Raw genomic sequence first — 17075 nt, 5'->3', positions numbered from 1 at the left:
GTGCTGATCGACACGCATTGCCATCTTGATTTCGCCGACTTCGAGGCGGAGCGGGACGAGATCGTCGCGCGCGCCCATTCGGCCGGTGTTTCGCAGATGGTGACGATCTCGACACGGGTGCGCAAACTCGGCGCGCTGCTTGCCATCACGGAGAAGTATCCCTCGGTGTTCTGCTCGGTCGGCACCCATCCGAACAATGCCGACGAAGAGCTTGATATCCAGACGGAAGAGCTGGTGCGTCTCGCCAATGCCCATGAGAAGGTGGTGGCGATCGGCGAAGCCGGTCTCGACTATTTCTACGACACGCAGAAGCCGGAGGACCAGCAGACCGGTTTTCGCCGCCATATCGCGGCGGCGCGCGAGACCCGGCTGCCGCTCGTCATCCACAGCCGCAGCGCCGACGAGGACATGGCGGCGATCCTGACCGAGGAAACCGGGAAGGGGGCCTTCCCCTTCATCCTCCACTGCTTCTCCGCAGGCCCGGAGCTTGCCACGACCGGCGTCGCGCTCGGCGGCTATATCTCCTTCTCGGGCATCCTGACCTTTCCGAAGTCGGAGGAGCTGCGCGAGATCGCTAAGACGATCCCGCATGACAGACTGCTTGTTGAAACGGACGCGCCGTATCTGGCGCCGAAGCGCTGGCGCGGCAAGCGCAACGAGCCGTCCTATGTCGTCAACACGGCCGAGGTGCTCGCCGATACGATCGGCCTTTCCTACGAAGAGGTGGCGCGGATCACGACCGAGAACGCTTTCCGTCTGTTCTCGAAGATGCCGAGGGTCTAGCGGCGTGCTCTACCGGCGGCGTTTCACCATTCTCGGCTGTTCGTCGTCACCGGGCGTGCCGCGCATTACCGGCGATTGGGGCGCCTGCAATCCCGACAATCCGAAAAACCGGCGCACGCGCGCCGCCTTCATGGTGCAGCAATTCGCGCCGGATGGCGGTGTCACCACGGTCGTTATCGACACCGGGCCGGATTTTCGCGAGCAAATGATCAGGGCAGGGGCCGACCATGTCGATGCCGTGCTCTACAGCCATCCGCACGCAGATCATATTCATGGCATCGACGATCTGCGCGGCTATTTTCACAATACCCGCCGACGGGTGCCGATTTTTGCCGACCAATTCACGATGGACAGGCTGCGGGAAGCCTTCGGCTATTGTCTGGAAACGCCGCCGGGCAGCAATTATCCACCGATCGTACTGCCCGTTGTGATCGAAAACCTGGATGAACCCGTCGAAATTCGCGGCCCGGGCGGCACGATCGCCTTCCATCCGCATCTCCAGCAGCACGGGGATATCCACTCGCTCGGCTTCCGGATCGGCGATGTAGCTTATTGCAGCGATATCAGCGATTTCCCGCCGCAGACCGTCGAAAAGCTTCAGAACCTCGACGTGCTGATCATCGACGCGCTACAATATACCTATCACCCGAGCCATCTGTCGCTGGAACAGTCGCTTGACTGGATCGGCCGGTTGAAGCCGAAACAGGCGATCCTCACGCATATGCACACGCCGCTTGATTACGACGCTGTCATGGCAGAGACGCCGGACCATGTGGTGCCGGCGTATGACCAGATGAGCTTCGAGACCGAGGTCAGGATTTAGTCTAAAGCTTGAGCCCGCTCGCCTGCACGTAGGGCCACACTTCGACGCCGCCGCGATGGATCATGTCGAGCGAGACGTAGAGAATGATCAGCAGACCGACATAGGCGATCCAGCGATGGTTGTTGAGCAACCGGGCGATCAGGTTAGCGGCGATGCCCATCAGCGCAATCGACAGGGCAAGACCGATCACCAACACGCTCGGATGTTCGCGCGCCGCACCGGCAACAGCGAGCACGTTGTCGAGCGACATCGAGACGTCGGCGATGACGATCTGGGTCGCCGCCTGGAAGAAGGTCTTCTTCGGCGCGCGTTCGGCGCCCGTAGCTTCGTGGTTCTCGCCATGGCCGGCGCGAAGCTCGCGCCACATCTTCCAGCAGACCCACAGGAGCAGCAGGCCGCCGGCCAGTAGCAAGCCGACGATCGCCAACAGATAGACCGCGACGCTGGCAAAGAGAATACGCAGAACAGTTGCGGCGACGATGCCGACGATGATCGCCTTACGGCGTTGCGTCGCCTCGAGGCCGGCAGCAGCAAGACCGATAACTACGGCGTTGTCGCCGGCGAGAACGAGGTCGATAGCAATGACCTGCAGCAAAGCCGTCAGACCGGCTGCCGTAAAGATGTCCATATGAATTATCCCCAATGCGTCAAAACCGTGCTAGCGTCTCGAAGGTTTAACGTCAACCGCTGACGGATTTCGCAGGCGGCACAATTCGCGACTCTGTGCATCAGACATGCAAGGCGGAAACACGGCGGGGCATCGCTATTCCCATCGCCATTGCCTTGGAACATTCACGTCAGCCACCGGTTCTTCAAGTCAGGAAAGCTGCCGTCGATCGATGGCAGGATCGAGACATCGAGAGGAGAACCCCGTGAGCAGCATTTACAACGATACCAACCCGGCTTTCTCAGGCCCGACAGGCGGCAGCAGCCTTGCCGCATTTTTCGACAGCCGGTCAGAAGCCGAATCCGCCGTCTCCCGTCTTGAGGACGCAGGCGTGCCGGTTTCAAGAATAAGGTTGATGCCCGGATATGAGGCGGATGGAAAAAATCCCGGCGCCATGAGCGACGACCGCAGCGGCTTCTTCGACGCGCTGGCGGACTTCTTCTTCCCTGACGAAGATCGGGCGGTCTACGCAGAAGGGTTGCGGCGAGGCGGCTTCCTCGTCCAGGTCAATGATATCGATGACGCGCTCTACGAGACCGTCCACGATATTCTGGACGACGAGGGCAGCATCGACATGGATGAACGGGCGGACCTCTGGTCATTGGAGGACAGGCAACAAGGCGCATCAAATACCGGCTTTGCCGGCCAATCCTCTGGCGGCAAGGCGTCGGAAGACCTCGCCGTGTCCGAAAGCGCATTCGACGATGCGCGCCCGCTGGCAATGCGGGACACCACGCATGGAAGCGCCAAGGTGCGCGCCTATACCTTGCCCGGCAGCAGTTCCGAACCATCGGACGATGCCGATGGGAAATCCCAAGGCCAATCTCAGACCCAGTCGCAATCCCAGGGCGGATCTCACCAGAGCCAGGGCTTCCGACGCGATCACTGATAGCGCCTGACGTGGATCACGGCCCGGCGGCGATGCCGGGCCTTGATCTCATCCCGCTTGTTTATTCGAGGATATGTCCATGCAATCATCCATCAATCGCGACGGCCGCCTTCCAGACCCCGACGAACTGATCGCAGAAGGTGAGCCGCCCTTTGCCGATGCCGCCGTGGAGACTGCGCGTGAAAAAGCCGACCAGGATCTCAACGCCCTGCAGCAGGAGCTAAGGCTGCTGAAGGCCCATATCGGCGCGCTGCGCGAGGACGCCGAGGCGGCGCTGAAAGCCAAGGCCACATCGGTCGATGCAAGCGCCCATGTCCAGCTCGGCGACTATCCCTGGCTGAAGCTCGCCGCGGCTATCTGCGCAACCTTCATTGCAGCCAGACTGGTTCGGCGCCTTCCACTCGGGGTCATGCTTGCCGGATTTGCCGGTCATCTCACGGACGCGAGAACACCTGGCATCCGAAGCCGCATGAGCGCGCTACGATCGGTCTAGAGCGGTTCAGCTTTTCACGGAAGCGCAGCACCGCTCTATCCTTTTGTTTATACGCAATCCCGGACGGAAAACCGTTTCACACACTTTTCCTGGAATTGCTCTGGCCGCTGCGCACCGAATGTTCCGCTTCCGTCTGCGATGCCGATGCCAGTTCCATGGCGATGTCGACAAAGCGCTGACCGAGCGAATTGAGTTGCCGGCCTGCAATTTTCTGCAGAGCGAACTGGCGTGAGGCGATGTGTTCCTGCAGCGGAATCGCTGTCAGCACGCCCCGGCGGATCTCCTCGCGCAGGAACTCATCGGACAGTATGCTAACGCCATCCGAGCGTTCCACGATTGCCTTCAGCACGCTGAAGGGAGCTGCCTCGACAAGGTGTACCGGGAAGGGGACGCCATTTGTCGTGAACAGGGCTTCAATCTGTTTGCGGAAAGCGCCGCCGCGCGGGGGCATCACCCATGTCGAGCAGGCGAGTTCCGCGAGAGAGACGTCTTGCCGCCCCTCCAATGGATGCCCCGCCCGAACCACGATCACCGATCGGGCCGTGAAGAGCGGAATGACTTCCACTCTCTCCGGTGCCGGTCTCTGTCCGACATTGGAAATGACGAGATCGAGCTTGTGGGTCAGGAGCCGCTCCATCAACTGCTCGTCCGTGCCCTCAACTACCTCGATGGCAGCATTGCCATTTTCCTCGAGAATGCGGCCGACGACCAGCGGCACGAAACTGCCGGTCGCGAGCGGCGTTCCGCCGATGTGGAGCGGGCCTTCAACACCGCGGCCACGCGCTTCCAATTCCCGTCCGGCTATCTCCAGAATGGCTTCAATGCTTTCGGCATGGCGCACCAGTATCTTGCCAGCCTCCGTCATGATCGCACCATGTCGACCGCGGTCGACAAGCTGCATCTGCGTTACGTCCTCCAGACGCGCGACGCTGACAGAAAGTGCCGGCTGGGAAATATGAAGCGCTTCCGCCGCCTTGAGGAAGGAGCCGGCGCGGTCGATGGCGAGAAGGTAGCGAAGCAGTCGGGGATCCAAGTCCATTTGTCACCAGACCTTCGGCGTGGGTGTGTTCAGAATTCCGTCGAATAGCACGTCCGCAATGGAGGCCCTACAGCGCCGCCCAACGCCACGCATTTCCATCGGCAACTTTTCATGAGGCTGCCGAATTCATGTCTTCATGTGCTTTCTTAAAACGTTGATGAATGCTGCGACCTTGGGTTTGCGGAAGGCCGATGGCAACTGGACTGTCTGGATCGCGATCATTCTCGATGGAAAACCGGCCAGCAGCTGAACGAGCCGGCCTTGGGCAAGGTCGTCAGCCAGAAAAACGTCGGGGCAGATGAAGATACCTTTTCCCGCGCGCGCAGGTATCAGGCAGGCGGGGGGGCTATTGGAGAGGAAGGGGCCGGTGACCGACACTTGGATCTGCTTCCCTTCAATCAGGAAGGGCCAACGGTTCGGGTCAGGATTGTTGGCGTCGCGAATGCAAATGTGGCTGGACAATTCGTCCGGATGGGCCGGTGCGCCATGGCGTTCGATGTAGGATGGGGCGGCGACGACCAGAAGCCTTGCCTCTCCGAGCTTTCGTGCCACGAGGCTCGAGTCCTTCAAAGTGCCGATGCGCACGGCCAGATCGAAACCGTCTTCAGCGAGATCGACGTATTCATCGGACAATTCCAGCTCAACCGTAACCTCCGGATGGAGATCCATGAACTCGAGAATTGCGGTTGCGACGACCGTTTCGCCAAAGGTCAGAGGTGCTGCCACACGCAGCGTGCCTTTCAAGCCACTTGATGCCTCGAGGGACATGTCCAGCAGATCGAGTTCGTTCAGAACACGTCGGCATCCCTCGAGATAGATCCGACCGTCATGCGTCAACGACATGGATCGAGTGGTGCGATGAAGCAGATTCATTCTCAAGTCAGCTTCAAGTGTTGCGATGTATTTGCTGACGAGCTTACCGGAAATGCCCAGCCGCTCGCTTGCGGCGGCAAACGATCCCGCCTCGACCGCGGCGACAAAGGTTCGCATGCCGTCAATCTTATCCATACCGATTGTCTCCATTTTGGCGAAACTGAGACGCTATAATCGCCATTTTGGCGATTAATTGCCAGTGCTAAATCGGAACCCGGCAGATCCAGGAAACATAGATGGTTGCTTCCGAACTGCCGCTCTCGATCGCACGCGGCGTTCCGGCGGTGAGCAATCGGCGTGCCGTATCGCGTTCGACGAAGATACCGTCAACCCGGTCCCGACCGGTCGTCGGGCGCGAAATTCACAAGTTCTGCAGCGCAGTTCCGCGCTGCCTCATGCAAACCAGGTAAAAGGGATTTTAAAAATGAGCCCAAAGGAAATCGTGCTGAGCGCTGTCGTCGCGCTGTTCACCAATTTTGATCCGGAAGCGGCAAGCCAGCTCCTGAAGGAAAACTACATTCAGCACAATCCCGCCGTACCCACGGGCGCCGCTCCTATCCTCGGCTTTCTGCCTGCGCTCAAGCAAAGCGGCCTGACGGCGACAACTCATCGCGTCCTGGCAGAGGGGGATCTGGTGGTCCTGCATTCGACCTATGAAAATGCCCAGGCCTTTGGCGGCCAGACGATGGTCGCATTCGACGTGTTCCGTGTCGAAGACGGCAAGGTTGCCGAACATTGGGACAATCTACAGGCTGCCGTCCCCGCGTCGAAAACAGCCAGTGGCAATTCGATGACGGACGGCGCGACCGAAATCAAAGATCTCGCCAAAACCGCCGAAAACCGTACGCTGGTCGAGAACTTCGTGCATGACGTATTGCTCGGCACGGCACCGCAGAAGATCACCGACTATATTTCGACGGAAACCTATATCCAGCACAACCCGATGGTGGGCAACGGATTGGACGGCCTGGGCGCCGCGCTGAAGGCGATGGCCGAAGCCGGCCAGCCGATGGCCTACACCAAGACACATTTGATCGTTGCCGAGGGCAACTTCGTCTTCACGGCCTCGGAAGGGAAGTTCGGCGAAACACCAACTGCCTTCTTCGACCTCTTCCGCGTGGAGAGCGGCAAGATTGTCGAGCATTGGGATACGATTTCCACCATCCCGGCTCAAATGGCCCACGACAACGGAAAGTTCTGAGGAAGGCGCGAAATGAAATTCGTCCTGTCAGTCATTCTGGCGTTTCTCGTTTCCATGTCCGGTACAGCGATGGGCCAAGAGAAGCATGTCGTCGAAATCGTGACGATGAACTTGAAGGATGGCGTATCAGCCGAAGCCTTCGCGAAGGTCGACAAGGCCCTCGAAGATCAGCACGTCAGCAAGCAGCCCGGTTTCGTTTCGCGTGAGACTGCCATAAACGGCCGCCAATGGCTTGTTATCGTGCATTGGAAATCGGCTGCCGCCGCGCAGGCTTCGATGGACAGTTTTGCCGATGCACCGGCAGCATCAGAGTTCATGAGCATGATCGACGCCTCAACGATGACGATGACGCGTTACGACCTCGTTATCCGCTGAGCGGCTGCACCCGTGTGGGCTCATGCTGTTGGGTGAGCCCACACATCGATATTGCCGGCGGATGGATGTTTTGGTCGCCGACGCGGGTCGTATCGTTGGGCCATCGTATGCGCTATCTCGCGTGTACATCACGCTGATGGGGGCTGTATGAAGGGCGCCGCTCGGATTAAGACGTTCCGTTTCTCGAAATGTGGGGCTGAAATTGAACCGCCGGCATGCAACGATCCCAATCCGTCAATTGTCGCTCAAAGGCTCTAACGTTGATGAGCTTGCGGCCGCTCTTTCCAGCCTCTGCCTGCGAACCGAAGCCGTTCTGGAGAGCAGAGAAGCCGTCTCTTACAATATCCATTCCATCACGGCCGGACCAATCTCTCTCATCGCCGGCGTTTATGAAGGTGATCTGACGGTCCGGCATCGGAGTCCGACGGAGACCGATGTGATTATCCTTCCTCTCTCCGGACGCTCCGTCGTTACCATGAACGGTCAAGAGATGTTATCGGAGGGAACTCGTGGCGTCTTCGTGAACAGTTTGGCCGCAAGCGCGACGCGTTTCATCGGATCAAGAAGACACCTCGGCCTCAGGATCCCTCGCGACGAACTGATACGGCGCCTGGCGCTGCGCCTCAACATGTCAATACGCGGCCATCTCGATTTCGCGCCGGACATCGACTTGTCGACGGCCTCAGGATCCCTGTTGGTGCGGCTGTCGGCCCTTATGTACACCGGTTTGGCAGATGGAAGCCTGGTTCAATCGCCGATAGCGCTGAGCAACCTCACCGAGACAACGATCGAACTCTTGATGGAAGCCGCTCGGCATCGCTATTCGAGCGACCTGCTGTACCGCACTGCCGAGCCGCCCCTGCCGAGGAGCGTCAAGCGGGCGATCGACTATATGCGCGCGCATATCTCGGAGCCGATAACCGTGAACGACATCGCAGCCGCAAGCGGCGTCAGCCCGCGGACGTTGCAGCAGGGATTTCGCGACTTTCGTGATACGACTCCCTTTGCCTTTCTCCAGCGCCTGCGGCTGGAGGCGGCTCATCGCGAATTGATGACAGGTGGATCGGACCTGTCGGTGAAGCAAGTCGCGCTCAAGTGGGGTTTCGTCCACCGCGGTCGATTTTCCGCCGACTACAGAAAGCGCTACGGCGTGCTTCCGTCAGAAACATTGCGGAGCTCGGGGTCGAGTTCGGCCGACTGAATAGCCGCGTCCCTCGTCAGCGCCGGGGGTATCGAGGATGCCGGCGTGAGCCACATATCGCGGGAAAGGTCCGATATCCGAGACGGAATCGTACGGCCTCTCGCGGTTTAAGTTTCTGGTAAGCGCGCGCCATTCACTTATCGCTCGGAAGTGCATGCTTTGCCGATATTCGCAGACCAATTTCGCTGCGGTGAAATCCATCTTGTGTCGGCAAGCAGCGTATTTGAGCTGATGAGGTTGGAATGTCGAGATTGCCGCTAACGTTGCTACTTATGTTATTGACTATATTTCCACTGCTGGCCTTCGCGCTTATGGGTGCGTCGACCGCATTGGAATACTACCATGGGTATTCTTCTTTCGAGCAGGCGGACGTCACGCAACGCCTTGGAAGGGCTGGCGGCGTTCTGGCACAGGTCATCCCGGCAGAAGCGTTTTCTTCTGCTGACGACCGTCAGGCGCGCCGGGCCGCATCGGATGCTGCTCTTGCGGAAGTTCAGTCTGCCTACGACGCCTGGAAAGCGTCCGGTCTTGCCGATCCCGCGATCGAGCATGCCGTACAGATCATTGGCGAGAAGCGCGACAATCTTGCGAATTTCCGCAGCCGTGTCGATGCCGGAACCGCCGGCGAGACTGAAGGAGGTGTTGCCCTGCGTCCCGCTGCGGCGGCCGGTCTGGATCTGATCCGCCGCACCGGCGCGACGATCGACGATCTCGAACTGGCGCGTTTCATCAACGGCTTCCACGCCCTAATGCAATTCAGGGAGGCGGGGTTCATGGAAATCAGGCCGGGCAGGGCTTATATCAAGAATTCGACAATGGCGGTCGATCTCTTTTCGTCGCTTCTGTATTCCAAGAGCCTGCGACAGCTTTATTTCGCGCCGATGCATGAGTTTCTGCCAGCGGACCTGGTAAAACCCTACGACGATTTCGAGGCTGGCGCCGAGGGCAGGTTCATAGCGAGCGTGCGCGATCGGGTTTACGCGAACCTGCCAAACGTCTCCTTTCCCGCCGATACAGCTGATCGCTGGAATGCCGCAACTGGGCGGAGAGCCGAACTGCTGGGCCAGCTTGTCACACGCGCCAGCGCACGGCTCGACCAGACGGCCGCCAAACGCTACTCCGAACTTCGGAAATCCTTCCTGGGCTATTCCGGCTTGACACTCGCGATCATGACGATTGTCCTTTTGCTCTGCGTAACAGTCATTCGCAGGATTTCCCGCTACATTCGGTCGCTGACCGGACGCATGACGGGACTGGCGGAGGGCGATACCGCAACGGAAGTGCCGTTGACGAGCCGACGCGATGAAATCGGTGAGATGGCGCGAAGCCTGGAATTCTTCCGTGAGGCAGCGATTCAGAAGAAGAACCTCGAAGCGTCGGCAGAATCCGAGCGGGATCGCTCGGAAAAAGAAAAACTCGACATCCAGGAAAGCGCCGAGCGCGAGGCGGAAGACCGGCTTACGCGGGCGACCACGGCGCTCGCGACAGGTTTGAAGCGATTGGCGCATGGCGACCTGGTCTGTGAGCTAGAGGAGCCGTTCGCTCCGCAATTCGAAAGCCTGCGCGAGGATTTCAACGCCTCTATACGGCAACTGCGGGACGCGCTCCAGACGGTCGGGCGCTCTGTTGAAAGCGTGACCAGCGGCAGCGCCGACGTGTCCGCCGCCTCCGAAGATCTCTCGAAACGCACGGAGCAGCAGGCCGCCTCGCTTGAAGAGACTGCGGCAGCGTTGGAGGAAATCACCGCCAATGTGATGTCCACCACCAAAAGGACTTCGGAAGCCCGTGGCGCCGTTCAACGCATGCGAGATCATGCCGAGATATCCGGTCGTGTGGTGCGTGACGCGATCGGCGCCATGAACCGTATCCAGGGCTCTTCCCAACAGATCAGCCAGATCATCGGGGTCATCGACGAGATTGCCTTCCAAACCAACCTCTTGGCGCTCAATGCAGGTGTCGAGGCGGCGCGAGCGGGCGAAGCCGGGAAGGGTTTTGCGGTCGTCGCCCAGGAAGTCCGTGAACTCGCTCAACGCTCTGCCAACGCGGCGAAGGAAATCAAGAAGCTCATCGACACTTCGGCTTCGGCTGTCGGGGAGGGGGTAAAACTTGTCAGTGAAACCGGTTCGGGGCTGAGGACGATCGAGGAACTCGTGCTTGATGTCAACGTTCACATGGACGCGATAGCGATGGCGTCCCAAGAGCAGTCCTCCGGACTTCACGAGATCAATACAGCCGTCAATCACATGGATCAGACAACGCAGCAAAATGCCAGCATGGTCGCGGAGATGAGTGCAGCCGGTGCGAGTCTTGCACAGGAGAGCCGGAGTTTGGCGACGCTGTTGAAGCATTTCCGCTTCGAGACCGGGCGGAAGGACATTCGCATACAAAGAGCTGCCACAGAACTCAGAAGCGTTCGACGCCCCTTGCCTCAAACGAGCCGTGGCAATCTAGCACTCGAATCCTCAAATGAAGATTGGCAAGAGTTCTGACTCCGGCAAACTGGCATCGAATATATCAACCATGAAGACAACGGCAGGGTCGTTCCCGGCCGTTTCCTCGACGCTGTTTCACCGCGCGGAACTGCTTGAGTTCAGGATTTGTCTGATCCATCCTCACGCCCCTTGCTTGCCAAGATAACGTGCCTGCCACTTGCCCGTCCTGACGTTTTCCTCGGTTGATTTGTGCAGCATTTCAGTGAAGCGTATCGCTGCAAGCGTGCGCTCCGTATTTTGAAGCGAGGCGATCAGCCAAGTGACGTTGAGGTTGTCGATCGGCGACCAGGCGAACTGGGTCAGCGGTGAGTTGACCATCCCGCAATAGGGCATGATGGCAAAGCCGACCTTGCGCCGAATGAGGTCGTCCATAGGCGCATATTCGGTTTCTACGGCAACTTTTGCCCGGCGGCCGATACGGGCGAATTCTGCTTCGACCAGTGTTCTCAGGCCGTCGGGACGCGGCGTCAGGATCAGCGGTCGGTCCGCCACCGCATCGAGGCTGACCGGCCGATCGGGCGACAGACCGCTGTCGACAGGCCCGACCAGGTAAAGCTGCTCCTGAAGCAATGGCACGGTGTGCAGATCGGGCTCCGTCAACGGTGCAGCCAGAATGCCGATGTCGATGTCCCGGAAAAAGATCGCCTCGCGAAGCTGGACCGAATGTGCACCGCGGACGCGAAGGCGCACATGCGGGTAGGTCTCCACGAAGCTTGCCACAAGTTCGCCGGTCAATACGCGTCCCATGAAGGGCGGCGCGCCGAAGGCAAGCCGGCCTGATGGCGTGTTGGCGGCGTGCATGACTTCCTCCGGAATCCTGGCGATCTCTTCCAGAACCGCTTCCGCGCGCGTCCGGAACACTTCGCCGGCCGGCGTCAGTGTCAAGCCTCGACCCGTGCGATGAAACAGTGGCGCGCCGATCTCCTGTTCCAAGGCTGTGATCTGCCGGCTGAGCGCCGGCTGCGAGATGTCGAGCTTTTCGGCCACGCGCGACAGATTGCCGAACTCGGCGGCCTTCAGAAAATATTCCCATTTTCGAAGGTTCACAGCCTCGCCTCCGTTCGTGCCGCGATATGCATTTAAGGTTATAGCTGAACTGCCGTTCTGTCTATTGATGAAAGGCGCCGCACTTGGAATAGTCGCAATGGGTTGAGGAGCCCGTGTTCGAGGAGATCTTTATGTTCAAGCGCGCAATTCTGATCGCAACTGTCGTCATCGCCGGCGGGACCCAGTCCTGGGCCGAAACCCGGATCGCCATCGGCACGCCCCCCATCGCCGAAGTGGAAGCCGCCTTCGTGGCCAAGGATGAGGGCCTGTTTGAAAAGAATGGCCTCAACGTCGAGTTCCTGCCGACCGGCTCCAACCAGACGCTGGTGGCATCGCTGGTCGCCGGCTCGCACCAGATCGTCGCCGTTTCGCCCACCGTGCTGTTGCAGGCGGTCGACAGCGGGATCGACCTCGTGGTCGTTGCCAATTGCGGCGTGACCGCAGCGCGCACGGCCAGGAATGTCGGTCTTGCGGTGCGCGAGGGTGTCGAGATCGCCAAGCCGGAGGACCTGGTGGGCAAGAAGATCGGTACGCCAAGCATCGGCGGCACCCTGGATATCCTGTTCCGCCAATGGCTCAAGCAGAAGAACGTGTCGGAGAAGAACATCACCTTCATCGAGGTGCCGATCCCGAACACCGCTGACGTCCTCAAGGGCGGCACCATCGATGCAATCATCGCCGGACAGCCTTCACTCGGTCGCGCCGTCAGCCAGTCGAATGGCAAGGTGGCGTTCAATTTCATGGCGGACCTTCCCGAAAGCCTGCCTTATACGACCTTCGTGGCGACCCGCGATTGGGCCAAGGACAATGCCGAGACCATCAAGTCGTTCCGCGCCGCCTTCGCTCAGGCGACAGACCTGGTGGCCGCCAATCAGACCAGAACCCGCGAGATCGTCTCGAAATACACCAAGCTGCCCATTGAGGTTCTGAACAAGATCGAACTGCCGGAATGCAAGACCGTGCCGACCACGGCCGCGCTCGACTATTTCGACAAGGCGATGCGGGAAGGCGGCATGCTGACCGGCGAGATCGATACCGCTGGCCTGATCGCTCCCTGAGCCCCCTTCGTCAATATCCACAGGTGACATCATGGCCCAGATGACCGGCGCGGAAGCGCTGACCCTTTTGCTTGTTCGGGAAGCGGTTCCCTTTGTCTTCGGCGTCGCCGGCGGCAAGCTGAACCCGCTGTTGCATGCAATTTCGCGCGAACCGTCGATCCGTTATCTCGGTGTGCGCCATGAGGCATCTGGCCCCCTGATGGGGGCGGCGATTGCCGCAGCGAGCGGACGGATCTGCGTGGCGCTCGGTGAAATGGGACCGGGCTCGTCCAATCTGGTCGGCGGCCTCGGCACCGCCTTCAACAACAACTTGCCACTCGTGCTCGTCACCTCAAACAATCACCATGCGTGCGCCTATCCCCACCGCGGCATGTTCATGGATCTCGACACGCATGCGCTCCTGAAGCCGCTGACCAAATGGAGCGCGGTGGTGCATGACGGGCGACGGCTGCCCGATCTCGTCCGCGACGCCTTCCGCCAAGCGCTGACCGGGCGGCGCGGCCCGGTTCATCTCGATGTGCCGCAGGACGTATTTACGACCAAGTTCGATTTCGACGACGCGGCGCTTTCGCTGCCGCCATCGGCCTATCGCACCGTCGAAGGCCCGAGAGCCTCCGCTGCCCAGATCGCCCGCGCCGCCGACATGCTGGCGCAGGCGGAGCGCCCGGTGCTGGTTGCCGGCGGCGGCGTCGTGTCCGCGGAAGGGGGCGCGCTGTTCCGCAATCTTCTGGAGGTTCTGAAGGCCCCGGCGCTCGCCACGCAGATGGGCATCGGCACGGTTCCTTCGGATTCGCCGTTCTTCATCGGCCATGGCGGCATCATTGGCGGCGACGCGGTTTCTTCGGCCCTTGCCGAAGCTGATGTCATACTGGCCGTCGGATGCCGGTTTTCCTCCTGGCTCTGGAACGAAACCGGTGCCCTTGCAGGCGGCGGTGCCGACCTCATCAATATCAACATCGATCCGATGAGCCTTGGCGCGAATGCCCGCCATGCCCTCGGCATATGGGCGGATGCCGCCAGCGCGCTTGCCGATCTGCTTGATGCCCTGAGGAGCCGGCAGATACCGGATCGGTCGCGGTGGCTGGCGCGCATGCGCGATATCTACGCCAGCTATCGCGGCAAGCTCGAACGCATGAACGAGGACAATGGCCCGGTCATGCATCCCGCCCGTCTCGGCACCGCGCTCGGCAAGCTTCTACCCGCCGATGCGCTGATCGCCTACGACGGTGGCCACACCTCCTTCTGGAGCAATGATCTCACCCCGGCAACCATCGAACGCACCCGTTTCCACGAGCCCGGCATGTGCCAGCTCGGCTTCGGCACGCCCTATGCGGTGGCGCTCAAGCTACTTCATCCAGACAGGCCGGTCTTCAACATCTGCGGCGACGGCGCCTTCGGCTTCACGCTTTCCGAGCTCGACACCGCCCGGCGCTACGGTCTGCCGATCATCAACATCATCCACAACAATGCCTCCTGGGGCGTCATCAAGATGGGCCAGAGAAAGACCTACGACTTCTCGTTCGGTACGGATCTTGACGGTGTGGACTATGCCGACGTCGCACGCGGTTTCGGTTGCCATGGAGAGCGGGTGACAACGGTGGAAGAGATCGGGCCGGCTCTCGAGCGGGCTATCGCCTCCGGCCTCCCGGCGGTGATAGATTGCCACGTCCGTTTCGAGGCGCATCCCAGCATGCCTTACTTCGCGAAGATGAATGCCTATGGATTCCCGCAGGGGGCAGGCGGCCCGCATGCCGCTCTTGTGAAGGGAGTTTGATGTGGTTGTGACGCAATTTTCCACCCGCCGACCCCATGGTGAAAGCAATGCGCCGGCCTCCGGCGAGACGCGGATTCGCATCCGCGACGTGACGCTCTCCTATGGCCCGCTCCAGATCATCGGCGGCATCAGCCTCGATGTCGCGGCCGGTGAGACCGTCTGCGTCATCGGCCCATCCGGCTGCGGCAAGACCACGCTGCTGCGCATGCTGGCCGGTCTGGCAAAACCGACCTCCGGCAGCGTCGAACTCGATGGCGCGGGGCTTGGCGGACCGAACCGCTCCGTGGCGATCGTCTTTCAGGACTACGGAAAGGCTCTGCTGCCCTGGCGGACGGCAGCAGGCAACGTATCGCTGGCGCTGGAAGCACGCGGCTGCCGCCCCGCCGACCGGCCTGGGATCATCCGAGATCTCCTCGAGAAGATCGGCCTCGGCGCTCACGCCGACAAATATCCGGGTGAAATGTCCGGGGGCATGCAGCAGCGCCTGCAGATCGCCCGCTGTCTGGCGCAGGAGCCGAAGGTGCTCCTGATGGACGAGCCCTTCGGCGCCCTTGATGCCATGACGCGGCAGGCGCTTCAGGACGAGGTTCTCGGACTGGTTGCCGCAACCGGGGCCACCATGGTTTTCGTCACGCATGATCTCGAGGAAGCGATCTATCTTGGCGACCGGATCGTCTGCCTGCAGCCGAATCCCGGCCGCGTCGGGCGGATCGTCGACGTGTCGCTGTCGCGGCCACGCGACCAGCTTCTGACCCGCGAGGATCCGGAATTTCTGCGTCTGCGCCGTGAGCTCTACGATCTCATCAAGGATGATCACCAATGACCGCGCAGCGCCTGCTGAGCACTGGCTGGCGCGCGGCTCTGCTGCCGGTCGCCCTCATCGGCCTGGCGCAGCTTGCCGCGACCGCGACTGCGCTGGAAAGCGACAGCCTGGCGAGCCCGTTCGATATTGCCAAGGCCTTCTTCTCCGTCGTCGCAGACGGTTCGCTGCTGCGGGCGACGGCGGATACGCTGAAAGCGGCTGCCGCCGGGTGCCTTCTCGGTGTCGGGGCAGGATCGCTTCTCGGCATCGTGCTCGGCCTTTCCCGCATTGCAGACGATGCACTCGATCTGACGATCGAGCTGCTGCGGCCGATCCCCGTGGTGGCGCTCATCCCGGTCGTGATGATGTTGCTCGGCTTCGGGGCGGAAATGGAGATCGTCATCATCGCGCTCGGCATGCTGTGGCCCTCGGTCCTGCTGGCACGCGCCGCCGTCAAGGAGGTGGAGCCGCGCCTGATAGAGGTATCCAGCGTACTTCAACTCGGCTTTGCCGCCCGGCTCGGCAAGATCGTTCTGCCGGCCATCCTGCCACAGCTCTTCATGTCGCTGAAACTTGCCGCCGGCTATGCGCTTGTGGTCGCAGTGACGGTGGAGATCACGGCCAATCCGCTCGGCCTCGGCTATGGTATCATGATGGCGCAGCAGGCCCTGAGGCCGGCTGAAATGTTTGCCTATCTGATCTGGATCGGCGCGATCGGCTGGCTCATCAGCCTGCTTCTCAACGCGGCGCAACGGGCCTTCTTTCCGGCCTTCGTCAAGGGAGAGGGGCGATGAGGCATTTTTCCCTGCGACGGCTTTTGCTCGGCACTGGGGCGCTGGTACTCTTCGTTCTTGCGTGGAAGCTGGTGACCGATGCCAAAATTGTCTCGCCGATCTTCTTCCCCGGCCCGGAGCGAACCTATGCCGCGCTGGTGAAGGGGCTCTTCGGCGGCGCCCTTCTCACGCAGACGCTGGAGACGATCCAGCGCATGCTACTCGGCTGGCTGCTTGCTTCGTTCGTCGGCGTCTTTCTCGGCGCGCTTATCGGCGTGTCGAAACAGGCTCGCGCATTCATCGCTCCGACGCTCGAACTGCTTCGGCCGCTTCCCGCTTCGGCCATGATTCCGATCGCAATCGCCTTTCTCGGTTTCTCCGATCACATGGTCCTCGTCGTCATCGCCTTCGGTGCTCTCTGGCCGATGCTGCTCGCCACGATGCACGGCTTCGCCGCCATGGAGCCGCGGCTCTATGAGGTCAGTCAGGTGCTTGGCCTCAGTCGTTCAGAGGTGATCTGGAAGTTGGCACTGCCGAGCGCCATGCCGATGATCCTCGCAAGCCTGCGGCTCGGCCTGACCATCTCACTCATTCTGGCCGTCGTCGGCGAAATGCTTGCAAGCCGCGAAGGGCTCGGCCAGAGCATTCTGGCGGCCAGCCGAAGTTTCCGTTCCCCCGATCTTTTCGCCGGCATCGTCATTCTGGGGGCAATTGGCCTCGCCGGAAGCCGGTTGCTATCGGTTGCGGAAAAACGCCTCCTGCGCTGGCAGGCCGCCAGCCGCTGA

Annotated in this window: 17 protein-coding genes; 13 read left to right on the top strand and 4 right to left on the bottom strand. The window is 60.8% G+C overall.

All coding sequences use genetic code 11. From position 1 onward, the window contains the following. Nucleotides 1–783, top strand: coding sequence for a TatD family hydrolase (locus NE851_RS21295; RefSeq protein WP_097544300.1), 783 nt, complete (start codon nucleotides 1–3; stop codon nucleotides 781–783). A 4-nt stretch (nucleotides 784–787) separates the two neighbouring features. Next, nucleotides 788–1606, top strand: coding sequence for an MBL fold metallo-hydrolase (locus NE851_RS21290; protein ID WP_028757355.1), 819 nt, complete (start codon nucleotides 788–790; stop codon nucleotides 1604–1606). Between the two features lies 1 nt (nucleotide 1607). Here NE851_RS21290 and NE851_RS21285 read toward each other — a convergent pair whose 3' ends face one another. Then, nucleotides 1608–2234, bottom strand: a complete 627-nt coding sequence (locus NE851_RS21285) for a TerC family protein (RefSeq protein WP_028758505.1) — start codon at nucleotides 2232–2234, stop codon at nucleotides 1608–1610. Nucleotides 2235–2478: 244 nt separating this feature from the next. On the opposite strand from NE851_RS21285, the gene NE851_RS21280 reads away from it, so the two are divergent. Then, the gene (locus NE851_RS21280) at nucleotides 2479–3162 is read left to right on the top strand and encodes a hypothetical protein (RefSeq protein ID WP_063475627.1); all 684 of its coding nucleotides are present in this window, start codon (nucleotides 2479–2481) and stop codon (nucleotides 3160–3162) included. 79 nt (nucleotides 3163–3241) lie between these two features. Then, the gene (locus NE851_RS21275) at nucleotides 3242–3655 is read left to right on the top strand and encodes a hypothetical protein (protein WP_052213385.1); all 414 of its coding nucleotides are present in this window, start codon (nucleotides 3242–3244) and stop codon (nucleotides 3653–3655) included. A gap of 76 nt (nucleotides 3656–3731) precedes the next feature. Here NE851_RS21275 and NE851_RS21270 read toward each other — a convergent pair whose 3' ends face one another. Both NE851_RS21270 and NE851_RS21265 read right to left on the bottom strand, forming a co-directional pair. After that, nucleotides 3732–4694: a LysR family transcriptional regulator gene (locus tag NE851_RS21270; protein WP_025554536.1), complete on the bottom strand. Its 963-nt coding sequence runs from the start codon at nucleotides 4692–4694 to the stop codon at nucleotides 3732–3734. 126 nt (nucleotides 4695–4820) lie between these two features. Further along, a complete protein-coding gene (locus tag NE851_RS21265; RefSeq protein WP_025554537.1) occupies nucleotides 4821–5702 on the bottom strand; it encodes a LysR family transcriptional regulator in 882 nt (293 codons plus the stop codon). A gap of 64 nt (nucleotides 5703–5766) precedes the next feature. Between NE851_RS21265 and NE851_RS21260 the strand changes: the two genes are divergently transcribed. From NE851_RS21260 to NE851_RS21245, 4 genes are all read left to right on the top strand, one after another. Beyond that, entirely contained in the window at nucleotides 5767–6768 is a 1002-nt protein-coding gene (locus NE851_RS21260; RefSeq protein ID WP_244604883.1) for a nuclear transport factor 2 family protein, read from the top strand. A gap of 12 nt (nucleotides 6769–6780) precedes the next feature. After that, the gene (locus NE851_RS21255) at nucleotides 6781–7143 is read left to right on the top strand and encodes an antibiotic biosynthesis monooxygenase family protein (RefSeq protein WP_025554542.1); all 363 of its coding nucleotides are present in this window, start codon (nucleotides 6781–6783) and stop codon (nucleotides 7141–7143) included. Nucleotides 7144–7345: 202 nt separating this feature from the next. Next, entirely contained in the window at nucleotides 7346–8344 is a 999-nt protein-coding gene (locus NE851_RS21250) for an AraC family transcriptional regulator (RefSeq protein ID WP_244604881.1), read from the top strand. Between the two features lie 242 nt (nucleotides 8345–8586). Then, entirely contained in the window at nucleotides 8587–10833 is a 2247-nt protein-coding gene (locus tag NE851_RS21245) for a methyl-accepting chemotaxis protein (protein ID WP_127431771.1), read from the top strand. A 123-nt stretch (nucleotides 10834–10956) separates the two neighbouring features. Here the strand turns inward: NE851_RS21245 and NE851_RS21240 are convergent, their stop codons facing one another. Beyond that, nucleotides 10957–11883, bottom strand: a complete 927-nt coding sequence (locus NE851_RS21240; RefSeq protein WP_063475623.1) for a LysR family transcriptional regulator — start codon at nucleotides 11881–11883, stop codon at nucleotides 10957–10959. A 131-nt stretch (nucleotides 11884–12014) separates the two neighbouring features. Between NE851_RS21240 and NE851_RS21235 the strand changes: the two genes are divergently transcribed. From NE851_RS21235 to NE851_RS21215, 5 genes are read left to right on the top strand one after another with little or no spacing between them, the layout of a single operon-like run. Further along, on the top strand, nucleotides 12015–12941 hold the full coding sequence (locus tag NE851_RS21235; RefSeq protein WP_127431770.1) for an ABC transporter substrate-binding protein: 927 nt from the start codon (nucleotides 12015–12017) through the stop codon (nucleotides 12939–12941). 31 nt (nucleotides 12942–12972) lie between these two features. Beyond that, on the top strand, nucleotides 12973–14715 hold the full coding sequence (locus tag NE851_RS21230; protein ID WP_028756749.1) for a thiamine pyrophosphate-binding protein: 1743 nt from the start codon (nucleotides 12973–12975) through the stop codon (nucleotides 14713–14715). A 1-nt stretch (nucleotide 14716) separates the two neighbouring features. Next, nucleotides 14717–15538, top strand: coding sequence for an ABC transporter ATP-binding protein (locus NE851_RS21225; protein ID WP_127431769.1), 822 nt, complete (start codon nucleotides 14717–14719; stop codon nucleotides 15536–15538). Continuing rightward, the gene (locus tag NE851_RS21220; RefSeq protein ID WP_127431768.1) at nucleotides 15535–16311 is read left to right on the top strand and encodes an ABC transporter permease; all 777 of its coding nucleotides are present in this window, start codon (nucleotides 15535–15537) and stop codon (nucleotides 16309–16311) included. The genes NE851_RS21225 and NE851_RS21220 overlap by 4 nt, the downstream gene beginning before the upstream one ends. Next, nucleotides 16308–17075: an ABC transporter permease gene (locus tag NE851_RS21215; protein ID WP_049813421.1), complete on the top strand. Its 768-nt coding sequence runs from the start codon at nucleotides 16308–16310 to the stop codon at nucleotides 17073–17075. Before NE851_RS21220 ends, NE851_RS21215 begins: the two co-directional genes overlap by 4 nt.

Source organism: Rhizobium anhuiense bv. trifolii (genome assembly GCF_024346605.1).
Lineage (GTDB): Bacteria > Pseudomonadota > Alphaproteobacteria > Rhizobiales > Rhizobiaceae > Rhizobium > Rhizobium anhuiense.
Note: the sequence above shows the minus strand (reverse complement) of the source record. Positions and strands in the feature narration are given on the sequence as shown.